Source organism: Acinetobacter sp. AHP123, assembly GCF_023757925.1.
GTDB lineage: Bacteria > Pseudomonadota > Gammaproteobacteria > Pseudomonadales > Moraxellaceae > Acinetobacter > Acinetobacter oleivorans.
The window spans coordinates 2,870,608-2,883,558 of the sequence record NZ_CP092454.1 but is presented as its reverse complement, the minus strand read 5'-3'; the positions used below and the strand labels follow the sequence as shown (position 1 = coordinate 2,883,558).

The following is a 12,951-nucleotide window of genomic DNA, read 5'->3' as shown; positions in this document are numbered from 1 at the left end:
TACTTCCTTACCCTTGAGTCGCATCAATCAAAGTTGCACCTGTTAAAGCCTGTAACTCATCAAAGCTAAGACCTTCAACTTTCTCAATCACCTTCAAACCATCTTTAGTTACATCAATCACGCACAGGTCGGTGTAAATACGGTCAACACATTTTTTACCCGTAACCGGATAGCTCAGCTCAGCCACAATCTTTGGTTCACCTTGCTTGGTCACATGGTCGGTAGTGATAAATACTTTTTTAGCACCTACAGCTAAATCCATCGCACCACCTACCGCAGGAATCGCATCCGGTGCACCTGTGTGCCAGTTCGCCAAGTCACCATTCGCTGCAACCTGAAATGCACCGAGTACGGCAATATCAAGGTGACCACCACGCATCATCGCAAATGAGTCGCCATGGTGGAAAAAGCTGCCGCCTTCAAGCATGGTCACAAATTCTTTACCCGCATTAATTAGTTCAGGGTCTTCTTCACCTGCCGCTGGTGGTGGGCCAAAAGCCAACAGGCCATTTTCAGAATGAAGGAAAATATCTTTATCGTTAGGTAGGTAGCTTGCGATCTTGGTTGGTAAGCCAATGCCCAAATTCACATAGGCGCCATCTGGAATATCTTGTGCCACACGTTTTGCAATCTGGTCACGGCTGAGTTTCTGGTAGCTCATGTTATTTCTCCTTATTGCTTACTGTGCGGGCTGTACTTGAACAACGTGCTGTACAAAAATACCTGGGGTGATGATGTGCTCTGGATCTAGGCCACCTAGCTCAACCACTTCAGACACCTGAACAATTGTGACATCCGCAGCCATGGCCATAATTGGACCAAAGTTACGTGCAGATTTACGGTAAACCAGATTGCCCCAGCGGTCGCCTTTGTAAGCTTTAATCAAGGCAAAGTCAGCCTTAATTGGATATTCGAGTACGTAATCTTTACCATCAATCTGGCGAGTTTCTTTGCCTTCAGCTAGAAGTGTTCCAAAGCCTGTTGGGGTAAACACAGCACCAAGTCCCATACCTGCTGCCTGAATACGGCAAGCCAGATTACCTTGCGGAACAACTTCAAGCTCGACCTTTCCGGCACGATACAATTCATCAAAAACATAAGAGTCTGACTGACGTGGGAAAGAACAGATCACTTTTTTAACTGAACCAGCCTTAAGCAGTTTAGCCAGACCATAATCGCCATTACCGGCGTTATTACTAACAATCGTTAAATCTTTAACACCGAGTTCAATCAGTCCATCAATGAGTTCAGCGGGTTGTCCTGCGGTACCGAAACCACCAATCAGGATGGTCGCGCCATCTTTAATCTGCGATAGTACCTCGCTAAGAGAGGACTTACTTTTGTCAATCATTAGACAACTCCATTGTGCTCATTCAGGAAGGAATAGATAAGAGAGTTAGGCACACAGAGGCAGAATGAACAGATAGATATTTCACTCAATCCCGAGTGTTTCCCTTAGATTTCCTTTTAAACATTCTTGATAATTTTTGTAATTTGATCTAGTTATCAAACCATGGTTTTGTTCGGTATAAATATTTTTTGTTCGATGATCGAACATTATCTAGTATAGTTGTCCGATCTTGATAAATCCTAAAACTTATCAATGTAAAAGAATATGAGTGGTTATAAATAGATATGTAGAAAACTTACTTAGATGGGCAAATCATCCAAGCAAGTTAAAAATAATAGAATTATGACTGAGATTGCAGAATCAAACGTGCAAGTTCTAAATCATCGGGATAGGTAATTTTTATATTATCCGAACGACCCATCACGACCTGTACAGTTTCACCCATATACTCGAGTGCACTTGCCTCATCGGTAATAGTGACGTTATTTTCTAAAGCGTATTCAATTGCTTTTTTTAGTTTACCGATTTTAGTAATTTGAGGAGTTTGAGCTTGCCATAATAAATCTCGGCTAACTGTTTTATCAATTTGATTGCCTGACTTAACCTGCTTTAAAGTATCACGAACAGGAATTGCTAAAATAGCGCTCTCATTTGATTCAATTGCATTTGCCACAAGTGCATTTAAACAATCAAGGGTTACACAAGGGCGAGCCGCATCATGCACAAGGACCCAATCATTTTCATCGGCAAAATTTAAAAGATGATTTAACGCATTTAAAACTGAATGAACTCGCTCAGCTCCACCTATGCAAAAATGCGCCTTATCTATATTTTGAAATGCTAGAGTCTGAGCAAAGGTATCTTGTGTACCAATTGCCAAAACATAACCATTTAATGGAAGTTGGCTTATACGGCCAATCGTATGTTCTAAAACAGTCCTATTCTGAATATATTGATACTGCTTCAATTCAGTTTTAGAAAAACGACTTCCTGATCCTGCAGCGGGAATTACTGCCCACAATTTAGTCTGGGATATCTGGGGATGCAGGTGTCTCATTCGTTTCCAAATCAACTTTAGCGTTCGGGTCAATATAAATAGGTTTGTAATGGGTACTGATCGTACTCATTTGAACAAATGTCTCGTGAGGTTTAACCAAACCAAGATCAAGGCGGGCATGTTCTTCTATTGCTTCTGTACCATTTTTCAGGTCAAAAACCTCTGCTGCCAAAATACGGTTTCGTTCTTTAAGCTCTTCATTTACCTCAGCTTGTTGCTGAATTTGTTGCATGAGAGCTTGATGAGGGATATAGCCACCCTCACCTAACCAAAATTGATATTGCAGGATAGCTACTAAAACAATAACAAGTAGCAATATCAGTTTGCTTGAAGTGGATCGAAATACTTCTAACATATCATTAAGATTTTTAATTAAAAACTTTCGTTAAGAGATTGTATTGTATAGTAATTAACAAGTAGCATGCGCAATTCCTGCAAAAATTTAAGCAAAATTATTAATGGGCATATTACTTTAATTGACCATTGTGACATGTTTCATTTTGTCAAAAATGAATAGAATTTGAAAGGGAAATAATATTTATAAGTACAACTGTTTATAAATCACTCTACACACAAAAAATCATTCTGAGTATGAGAAATTTATGCTGAGAAAAGCTTATGGTTAATTTCCATTATTTACCCGTGTAAATTGTTGCTCTAACATGGTGTTGCCCCATTGGTCTCCTTCCCATTCATTCGTTAGCTTAAAACCAAAAGTTTCATAAAGTTTTCTTGCGGCGCTAAGGCCACTAAACGTCCATAATTGAACAGCAGAGAATTGCTTTTGATCACAAAAGTTTATTGCTTCTTTTAATAGCTTTTTGCCGATTCCCTGTCCTCGACAATCGTCACTTAAAATAAACCACCGAAGATGAGCCTCGTTATTCCCTAAATCTTCGCCATCAATCGCAACAGAACCCACAATTTTATTATTTTTTATTGCCAACCAAATATTATTAGAGTCTTTATAAAGACGGTTAGAGAACTCAGCTAAATTGGTAGCCACTTTTCCTTCAAAAAAAGGTCCAAAATTATAATTTTCATAATAATAAGTACCATGCATTTCTGCGATTCTGCCAATCATACCTGCGCGGTAGCCACTCACAATTTGAATAGTATTGTTATCTATAAGATCTTTATTATCTCGACAGTCTATTAAAGATTCAGCATAGGCTGTCAAACCTTGAGCAATAATAAGTTGTTCAGAAGAGTTTAACTTTTCAATGGCTTGAATAACTCGCCTTTCTCCATAATTATTAATTTTTCTTACAGTATCTATTCCTTTCGGAGTGAGTTTAATCACTTTTAGTCTAGCATCATTCTTATCTTGTTCCTCTTTAATCTCACCCGCCTTAATGAGTTTAAGCAACATTCTACTCACACTCGATTTCTCTAAGCCTAAAAGCTGTCCTAATTGTACAGCGGTTAAAGAACCTCTATTTTCAAGTTCAAGTAAAGAATGAACAGCTGACGGAGAATAATCAGTGGCAGCAAGAGTTGAACTCATAAAACCCAATTCACGGACCATAATTCGAGATGAACTACGGATTTCATCAATAATTTTTTGATCAATCATCACTGCACACTCAAAATATAGTTGTATAATACAACCATATTTGTAAAAAAGAAGTCAAGATTTTCTTCACTTTTAAAACGAGCTTAAAAAGAATAAAAGCCCTCTTTCGAGGACTTTTATAAATCGTTTTCTTATGTGAGTTTAAATCAGAAATTATAACGAACACTCAACGTTGCATTTCGTGGTGTGCCCCAATTCATTGAGTTAGCACCAATACCTTCATAATATTTTTCATCAAAAATATTATCGATATTCAATTGAAGTTTAATATTTTTATCCACTTGATAGCCAAGCATCGCACTTACTAAAACATATGCATCTTGCTCAATACGAGAGCTTCCACTACCCGTATAGTATTTACTCTTATAATTTAAACCAAGCCCTGCACTCCATTGATCAAGTTTGTACTTAACAAATAGATTCGAGGTTGTTCGAGAGTTTGTCGTATTAACCTTTGTGCCTTGTGCATCTTTTGCTTCAAAATTAGCAAAACCAAAGTTAATACCCCAATTGTCATTAATCTCGCCATCAGCTTCAAACTCAAAACCTTTACTTTTAACCCCATCTACAGCGCGATAGGCCTGTTCTGTAGTTTGTGTACCATTACGAATAATAAACGTGTCAGGTATCGATTCAGCAAAATTAGATTGTTCTATTCGGAATACTGACAATGCTGTATTTAAACGCCCTCCAAACCATTCGCTCTTTAAGCCAGCCTCATAACTCTTACCAGTAATCGGATCTATATATTGATCATTTATATCTTTACGTTCTTGAGGTTTAAAAATTTCTGTATAACTTGCATACACAGAATGATCTTGAGCAAAATCGTAAATAGCGCCAACATATGGTGCTAATTCATTGTTAAATTCGCGGTTACCTTTATCATTTTCAGACTTATATTCCCAATTAGATAAACGTGCACCAGCAATAATTTTCAAAGGATCCAGAATCTGAAATTTTCCGGCAACATAAGCAGCAGTTTGTGTAGTTTCATTTAGTGCATTTTTACCATTTAATACTACTGGTTGAAGCAACTCTTGAGCCATATCATTATAGTTAAGTGGTCCACCTAAATACTTTTCAATGTCTTGGTTTGTGTTAGATCCACCAAAAATATCTTTTGTCTTTTCATTCTTATTCCACGATCCACCAATAATGATTTCTTGTGGACGATTAAAAATCGTAAATGGAGCATTGATAAAAACATCAATATTGTTTTCTTCATTTGCAGCTTTTGCGCCATATACTGAGACATAATCAGATTTATTCTCCTGATTATCATTGGGAGTTTCTAATGGACTTGTATTGGTTGCCTTGTCTACTTTTCCAGCTGTATATAGCAACATAGAAGCTGTATCTTCTTTACGGAAGGTATAAGCAATATTTAAATTAACATCATTAAATAAATTATGCTTTAAGTTCGCAAATACTGCCGTTGTATTTACATCCCAATAAGTCCAAGGTGCACTTACTGTTAAGCTTCTAGAAAAATTGGTACGAGTCCCATCAGTATAAAAAGCAGGTGTACCGCCCCAACGAATACCGTCACGATGTAACTCTTGATAAGTTGCCCCAAGCGACATGCTTGTTTTATCACTCAAATCATAGTCAACCGCACCATAAAATACATTACGTTCTTTCTCATAGAAATCCATAAATGATTTTTCATCAGAATGTTTTACAAACATGCGACCACGCAATGATCCATCTGCATTAAGTGGCGTGGAAACATCTGCTGAGCTACTCCAAGAGTTCCATGAGCCTAAAGATGTGCTGACATTACCAGTGAGTTCTTTTGAGTTTGCATGTTTCCGAATCATATTTAGAGCCATTGCTGGATTACCCGCACCCGTGGTTAGGCCACTTGCACCCTTTACGACTTCGATATGATCATAAATATCTAGATCAAGATCGCCTATACTTAAATTTGTTGTGCTAGGCATTCCATCTAATAAGTAATAATCCACCTCAAAACCACGTGCATAAACTTTTTGACGCTCATCGGTACGTGAGGTTGAAACACCCGTAATATTATTCATTAAATCTTGAAAGGAATCGATTTTTCGATCATCTAAATATTCACGGGTTAAAACTTTGACTGATTGAGGAGTTTCACGAAGAGATAAATTTAATTTTGTAGAAGTATTTGTGCTTTTTGCTGTATAGCTCCCTGAACCTTCAGTAACCGCCGGATTTTCTTGTTCTGCTTGTACTTTTATCGTTGCTAAAGTGGTTGTTTCGGTTTGTTCTGCATAAACAAATGAAGGTACCGTTAAAGCCATAGAAAGTGCTAAAGGGTGAACTCTAAATGCTTTTCTAAAGGGCGGATTGTACATAAGAAAATTCCATAATAACTAATGTGCTGAACCATATTTTTAGCCTTCCACTACCTTGTTCCTTGTTACACAGTAGTAAAAGTTCGGCACAAAAATTAACACGAATGATAATTGTTATCAACTTTAAGTTAATAATTATTCTTATTTGTTTAATTTAAATTGCCAATCCATCATTGCATTAAAGAATCGCTATCCACGACATCAAAATTTGGATTTCTAACAGATTAAATGTTGATCTTGTTCAATCATGGTACTGAAACAATGGGCTTTATATTATTGATTCAAAAATATATAAACCAATTTCAAATTCAAATTGACTGTTGAACTACTCATGGACATGAGAAATAAAAAACTACACAGTATTTTCTTTTATATTTTATTATTCTTCATAAATCTCATGAAAGAGAATAAAGGTATAAACTGTAGTGCACAAAATTTTAGCGTTTTCTTTAGTAAGCTTAGGTTTAAGCGCTTGTGATCACCCTACTGATGATAGCCCTTCAAAAATAATTAATATGGAGAGCAATCATAAACAATATACACCTGCTAACCCTTATATATTTGAATATAATGATATTATTTACAGTCTAAAAGCTGAGCAGCCACAAGATACTTCCCATAGAAAATTTAAAAACTTATTAAAAAAAATTCCCTCTAATGATAATAATTTAGATATTTTAAAAACCAAACGCAAGGTACTTATTCACTTAGGTTGCCTTAAAGACGCATATATAGTTACCGAAAAAATTTTAAATAAAACAGATAGTTCACAACTACAAGAGATGCAATGTATTTTTTTAAGAAAAATGAAAAAAGATGCTCATGAAATAAAAGCATGTTATGAAAAAACGGCTCATAGCTATTTAAACGAAATAAATTTAATTCCAAAGGCAGCCATACGATATCAATATGCACTGTGGGGCCATTATGCAGCGATGTTTCATGCGGGACATATAGAATATAAAGATAAACTTCAAGAAATCGTTGATTATCATCATATTGAAGATCATAAACGAACATATCAACAAATGTATGAAAATATACTGAATCCAAATGTTTTTCAAAAACGTTTAGATGCTATTCCCTACAGTCCTGATTGCCCTTAAGTCATATTCGCAATTATTGATAATTAATCATCGTAGTTCAGATCATCCTCATCAACATTGATATAATCTGGTTGAGGGTCTTTATCAAATTGTACAGCACGTATTTTAACCTCACCTAAAATTTTCGCTTTCCCTACCCTATGCATACCATCCATTATTCTCCCATGTGAACATAGTATTATTGGATAAGACAAATCTGCTTCTTGAATTAATATCATATGATCAATGATATCTTGAGTAGTGGGATGAGAATCTGGATACCAGTATGGTTCATTTAATTCTTTTATTTCTGATAGCAAAATTTCTTTTACTTTAAAATTTCTAGTTAATTCTACTAAATTATCTACATCCCAAATATAAGTATCATTTTCAACTTTTCTAAAATGATATTGCTTTCTCATCATATGAAATTCGCTTAAAACACAATAAATTAAAATATATCATATATATATTAAGACCAAACATTATAAAAATTGAGAGACTAAATTTAGGTAATACAGATCAAAATTTTTATTTTATTTAATAACTTTAACAATCATTTTTTCTTAGTGTTATTTCTACGATTGAAGCTTCAACTATATGTTTACTTTAATAAATATTTTAAATAGTAGAATTTATACAAAATCACATAAAGTTTGAATTTTTAACCAACAACTACTTAAAAAGTATATTTTTTCAATTTTTAATTTGCTAAGAATTTTAGAAAGACTTTATCGACCTATTAAAAGGGAGAAAAAAATGGATTTTTTTAATATTTTCATAGGTGACACAACTTGGCCCTTTATTTTGGAAATTTTGGTTCGATGTTTCGTCATGTTTATCATTATTATTAGTTTTTTAAGACTATCAGGTAAACGGGGTATTCGCCAACTTTCCCTTTTTGAACTCGCAATTATTTTATGTTTAGGTTCCGCGGCTGGCGATCCAATGTTTACTAAGGATTTACCTATCGCACATGCTTTTGTCGCATTTATCGTTATTCTTTTTCTCTACCGCCTTGTAACTTGGGCAATGGTAAAACATAAGAAAATTGAAGACCTATTGGAAGGAAGAGCTCTCTGTGTAGTCAAAGATGGACTTTTAGTTTACAAAGATTTCCAGAAACAATCATATTCACATGATGAGTTTTTCTCAGAGATGCGCCAACAAAATGTTGAACATCTAGGCCAAGTGAGAACAGCCTTATTGGAGTCTGACGGTATCCTGAGTTTACTTTACTATGAAGATGAAGAGGTAAAATGGGGACTCCCCCTATTCCCAGATGCTTATTGCAAAGCTGACGTACTTAAAATCAATACTTTTTATTCATGTATGAAATGTGGTGAAACGAAAATTCTAAATACACTCGATCAAGAATGTTCTCGTTGCAAACACCATAGTTGGGCTAAGTCGTTAAAAACCCGTCGTCTAGGATAATAAAAAAGGTGCTATTTTTTATTAAAAATAGCACCTTAAAATGTTAAAAAACTAATTTTAACTTTTTATTTAAAGATTAGTTTAAACCTTTAAACTCAGCTTTACCGCGGTAAGCAGCTTTAGTCAATTCTTCAATACGAAGTAATTGGTTGTACTTAGAAACACGGTCAGAACGGCAAAGTGAACCAGTCTTAATTTGACCAGCTGCTGTACCTACTGCTAAGTCAGCGATAGTTGAATCTTCAGTTTCACCAGAACGGTGAGAAATTACAGTTGTATAACCATTTTCTTTAGCAAGGTAAATTGCATCAAGAGTTTCAGTCAACGTACCAATTTGGTTGTATTTGATTAAGATAGAGTTACCTACTTTCTCATTAATACCACGTTGTAAAATCTTAGGGTTTGTAACGAACAAGTCATCACCTACCAATTGGATTTTGTCACCAAGGATAGATGTCAAGTAAGACCAACCTTCCCAATCTGATTCATCTAAACCATCTTCAATTGAGATAATTGGATATTGGTTTACAAGGCCTGCTAAATAGTCAGAGAACTGATTGCTTGTGAATGCTTTATTGCCTTCACCCGCAAGAACATATTGACCATTTTTGTAGAATTCTGAAGATGCACAGTCAAGCGCCAACATAATATCAGAACCAGCTTTGTAACCAGTTTGACCGATAGCTTCAAGAATAACAGTGATTGCTTCTTCGTTTGAACGCAAGTTTGGTGCAAAACCACCTTCATCACCTACAGCAGTGTTTAAACCTTTTTTGTTTAAAACTGATTTTAGTGAATGGAAGATTTCAGCACCAGCGCGTAATGCTTCAGCAAATGAAGTAAAGCCTACTGGCTCAATCATAAACTCTTGAATATCAACGTTGTTGTCTGCATGTGAACCACCATTGATGATGTTCATCATTGGTACAGGCATAGTCAAAATCGTTTGACCACGTAAGTCAGCGATGTATTGGAAAAGAGGAATTTTCTTTTCATCAGCAGCAGCACGCGCAACAGCTAATGACACAGCCAAAGTTGCATTTGCACCCAATTTTTCTTTGTTTTCAGTACCATCAAGTTCGATCATCGTATTATCGATGTCTTTTTGTTCAAATACTGATTTGCCCACTAAAGCGTCACGGATAATCGTGTTTACGTTGTTAACCGCAGTTTTAACGCCTTTACCTAAGTAACGTGATTTATCACCGTCACGTAGTTCTAAAGCTTCACGAGAACCAGTTGAAGCACCAGATGGTGCACATGCACGACCAACAACCCCAGATTCTAAAATTACGTCTGCTTCGATGGTTGGGTTACCACGAGAGTCCAAAATTTCACGTGCACGGATGTCAACGATTTGGCTCATGAACAATTCCTCTGTTGAATGAATATGAGCTGCGATTAAAGCAGCGTAAATGAGTAAAAACTCAATGGGTGTCTAACTTTTTGAATCCTTTAACCAAAGTATCCAATTCTTTTATTTGTGCCAAGAATGGCTCAAGCTGCGACATACGTAATGCACAAGGTCCATCGCATTTTGCATGTTCTGGGTCTGGATGACCTTCCAAGAACAATCCAGCCAAGCCTGTTGCCATTCCAGCGCGTGCTAAAGTTGTAATTTGAGCACGACGACCACCTGCCGAGTCAGCACGACCACCAGGAGTTTGCAACGCATGTGTTACATCAAAGAAAACAGGAACATTCATTTCTTTCATGATGTCAAAGCCAAGCATATCTACAACAAGGTTGTTATAGCCAAATGCTGAACCGCGCTCACAAAGAATTAGTTTATCGTTTCCTGCTTCTAAACATTTATTCAGGATATGACGCATTTCATGAGGTGCCAAAAACTGAGCTTTCTTAATGTTAATAATAGCCTGTGTTTTTGCCATCGCTTCAACAAGATCAGTTTGGCGACTTAAGAAAGCCGGTAACTGAATAATATCAGCTACTTGTGCAACTGCTTCAGCTTGGTGTGGCTCATGAACATCGGTAATGATAGGAACATTAAAATGTTTTTTAATATCGCCTAACCATTCAATACCTTTTTCAAGTCCAGGACCACGGAACGAATGCAGACTAGAACGATTTGCTTTATCGAAACTCGCTTTAAATACATAAGGAATATCTAAGCGTTTGCAGATATCAACATAAGTTTCTGCAATTTCGAAAGCTAAATCTTTTGATTCAAGTACGTTCATTCCGCCAAATAATACAAATGGCAAATGATTTGCCATTTGTATATCGCCTAAACGTACAACTTCTTGTGGTTTTAATTGTGACATTTAAACTTTCCCAGTTTATTTAAAATCGCATTATTTACTTTTTTGATGCTGTGTTTTCGCAGCATCAATAAAACTAGCAAATAATGGATGTCCATCACGTGGTGAACTTGTAAATTCCGGGTGGAATTGTACAGCAATAAACCAAGGATGTTCAGGAATTTCTACAGTTTCAACCAAATGTTGAGCCGAAGAGTAACCAGAAATCTTCATACCAGCTTGTTCAATCGCTTCAATGAAACGGTTATTCATTTCATAACGGTGACGATGACGCTCAGTAATTTCTGCTTTACCATAGACTTCACGTGTTTTAGTGCCTTCAACCAATTCAGATTTTTGTGCACCCAAACGCATAGTTCCGCCTAAATCAGACTCTACACTGCGTTGTTGTAACTCGCCACGCTCATCTAACCATTCAGTAATTAAACCAATCAATGGATACTTGGTAGAACGGTTAAACTCTGTAGAAGATGCTTCTGGCATTGCAGCAACATGGCGTGCATATTCGATTACAGCCAATTGCATGCCTAAACAAATACCTAAGAATGGAACTTTGTTTTCACGTGCATATTGAATAGCTTTCATTTTGCCTTCAGTACCACGTTCACCAAAGCCACCTGGGACTAAGATTGCGTCAGCAGTTTGCAAAATAGAAACGTCTTGGCTTTCAAGCTCTTCAGCATTGACATAATCAATCTGTACTTTCACACGGTTTTTGATGCCTGCATGCAATAATGCTTCATTAACAGATTTATAAGCATCTGGTAATTCAACATATTTACCAACCATAGCTACACGTAAAGTGTATTCAGGATTGAGTAATGCTTCGACTACATTGTCCCAATCTTCTAGGTTTGCTTCTGGAAGATCATTAAATCCAAAACGCTCACAGATCAAGTCATCAACGTTTTGTTCATAGAACGTACGTGGAATTTGATAAATCGTTTTCGCATCTTTACATACCACAACGGCACGCGCTTCCACGTTAGTGAACAATGCAATTTTGCGTTTAGTATCAACATCTACATCATATTCAGTACGGCAGATTAAGATATCTGGCTGAATACCAATTGAAAGTAATTCTTTTACAGAATGCTGAGTTGGTTTCGTCTTAAGCTCTGCTGCCGATTTAATATATGGCAACAAAGTTAAATGCATAAGCATGGTACGTTTATGACCAAGCTCAACCATTAACTGACGAACTGATTCCATAAATGGAAGTGATTCGATATCACCTACCGTACCACCAATCTCAACGATTGCAACGTCGTAACCTTCACCAGCACGAAGTACGCGTTCTTTAATATTGTCAGTAATATGTGGAATAACTTGAACCGTACCGCCTAAGTAGTCACCACGACGTTCTTTATTTAGAACATCTTGATAAACACGGCCACTAGTAAAGTTATTCAGTTTGGTCATTTTCGCACGACGTAAGAAACGTTCGTAATAACCCAAGTCTAGATCAGTTTCGGCACCATCCTCTGTGACAAAAACTTCACCATGTTGGAAAGGACTCATTGTCCCCGGATCGACATTAATGTAAGGATCCATTTTAACCATTGTGACTTTTAAGCCACGGGCTTCCAAAAGTGCAGCAACTGAAGCAGCAGAAATACCTTTACCTAGCGATGAAACCACACCACCAGTAACAAAAATAAAATGGGTCATTAAGTTTCTCGTACAATCAAGCCGAAATCGGCCTACAATGTTGGGCAATTTTACTGTACTCTGCCCCTATAAAGCAAAGTCAAACCGCACCAATTCAAAGATCATTAAACAACTGGCTATTCTATCAGCATTTTTAATAAAAAATTAGGTCAA

12 protein-coding genes are annotated in these 12,951 nt (G+C 36.5%); 2 read left to right on the top strand and 10 right to left on the bottom strand.

Annotated features, from left to right (window positions below):
* Window positions 1-7: 7 nt before the first annotated feature.
* The 6 genes from MJX77_RS13750 to MJX77_RS13725 all read right to left on the bottom strand — a co-directional run bounded on the left by MJX77_RS13750 (window position 8) and on the right by MJX77_RS13725 (window position 6,323).
* The gene (locus MJX77_RS13750) at window positions 8-661 is read right to left on the bottom strand and encodes a 3-oxoacid CoA-transferase subunit B (RefSeq protein ID WP_000121765.1); all 654 of its coding nucleotides are present in this window, start codon (window positions 659-661) and stop codon (window positions 8-10) included.
* 18 nt (window positions 662-679) lie between these two features.
* Window positions 680-1,351, bottom strand: a complete 672-nt coding sequence (locus tag MJX77_RS13745) for a 3-oxoacid CoA-transferase subunit A (protein ID WP_013197703.1) — start codon at window positions 1,349-1,351, stop codon at window positions 680-682.
* 340 nt (window positions 1,352-1,691) lie between these two features.
* Window positions 1,692-2,408: a 2-C-methyl-D-erythritol 4-phosphate cytidylyltransferase gene (gene ispD, locus MJX77_RS13740; protein WP_252059359.1), complete on the bottom strand. Its 717-nt coding sequence runs from the start codon at window positions 2,406-2,408 to the stop codon at window positions 1,692-1,694.
* Window positions 2,374-2,763, bottom strand: a complete 390-nt coding sequence (ftsB, locus tag MJX77_RS13735) for a cell division protein FtsB (protein ID WP_004643028.1) — start codon at window positions 2,761-2,763, stop codon at window positions 2,374-2,376. Before ftsB ends, ispD begins: the two co-directional genes overlap by 35 nt.
* 267 nt (window positions 2,764-3,030) lie before the next feature.
* Window positions 3,031-3,984, bottom strand: a complete 954-nt coding sequence (locus tag MJX77_RS13730; protein WP_252059358.1) for a bifunctional helix-turn-helix transcriptional regulator/GNAT family N-acetyltransferase — start codon at window positions 3,982-3,984, stop codon at window positions 3,031-3,033.
* Between the two features lie 146 nt (window positions 3,985-4,130).
* Window positions 4,131-6,323, bottom strand: coding sequence for a TonB-dependent siderophore receptor (locus tag MJX77_RS13725; RefSeq protein ID WP_353619229.1), 2,193 nt, complete (start codon window positions 6,321-6,323; stop codon window positions 4,131-4,133).
* A 425-nt stretch (window positions 6,324-6,748) separates the two neighbouring features.
* On the opposite strand from MJX77_RS13725, the gene MJX77_RS13720 reads away from it, so the two are divergent.
* The gene (locus MJX77_RS13720) at window positions 6,749-7,429 is read left to right on the top strand and encodes a hypothetical protein (protein WP_252059357.1); all 681 of its coding nucleotides are present in this window, start codon (window positions 6,749-6,751) and stop codon (window positions 7,427-7,429) included.
* Between the two features lie 23 nt (window positions 7,430-7,452).
* Here the strand turns inward: MJX77_RS13720 and MJX77_RS13715 are convergent, their stop codons facing one another.
* On the bottom strand, window positions 7,453-7,830 hold the full coding sequence (locus tag MJX77_RS13715) for a ParB N-terminal domain-containing protein (RefSeq protein ID WP_252061335.1): 378 nt from the start codon (window positions 7,828-7,830) through the stop codon (window positions 7,453-7,455).
* 337 nt (window positions 7,831-8,167) lie between these two features.
* Here MJX77_RS13715 and MJX77_RS13710 point away from each other — a divergent pair, with 337 nt between their 5' ends.
* Entirely contained in the window at window positions 8,168-8,845 is a 678-nt protein-coding gene (locus tag MJX77_RS13710; protein WP_049836844.1) for a DUF421 domain-containing protein, read from the top strand.
* A gap of 76 nt (window positions 8,846-8,921) precedes the next feature.
* On the opposite strand, the gene eno is transcribed toward MJX77_RS13710, so the two are convergent.
* The 3 genes from eno to pyrG all read right to left on the bottom strand — a co-directional run bounded on the left by eno (window position 8,922) and on the right by pyrG (window position 12,798).
* Window positions 8,922-10,211, bottom strand: coding sequence for a phosphopyruvate hydratase (eno, locus tag MJX77_RS13705; protein WP_004792004.1), 1,290 nt, complete (start codon window positions 10,209-10,211; stop codon window positions 8,922-8,924).
* A gap of 61 nt (window positions 10,212-10,272) precedes the next feature.
* Window positions 10,273-11,130 carry a 3-deoxy-8-phosphooctulonate synthase gene (kdsA, locus tag MJX77_RS13700; protein ID WP_252059356.1) on the bottom strand — a complete coding sequence of 286 codons (858 nt, stop codon included), beginning with the start codon at window positions 11,128-11,130 and terminating at the stop codon, window positions 10,273-10,275.
* Window positions 11,131-11,160: 30 nt separating this feature from the next.
* Window positions 11,161-12,798 carry a CTP synthase gene (gene pyrG / locus MJX77_RS13695; protein WP_004792002.1) on the bottom strand — a complete coding sequence of 546 codons (1,638 nt, stop codon included), beginning with the start codon at window positions 12,796-12,798 and terminating at the stop codon, window positions 11,161-11,163.
* Between the last annotated feature and the right edge of the window lie 153 nt (window positions 12,799-12,951).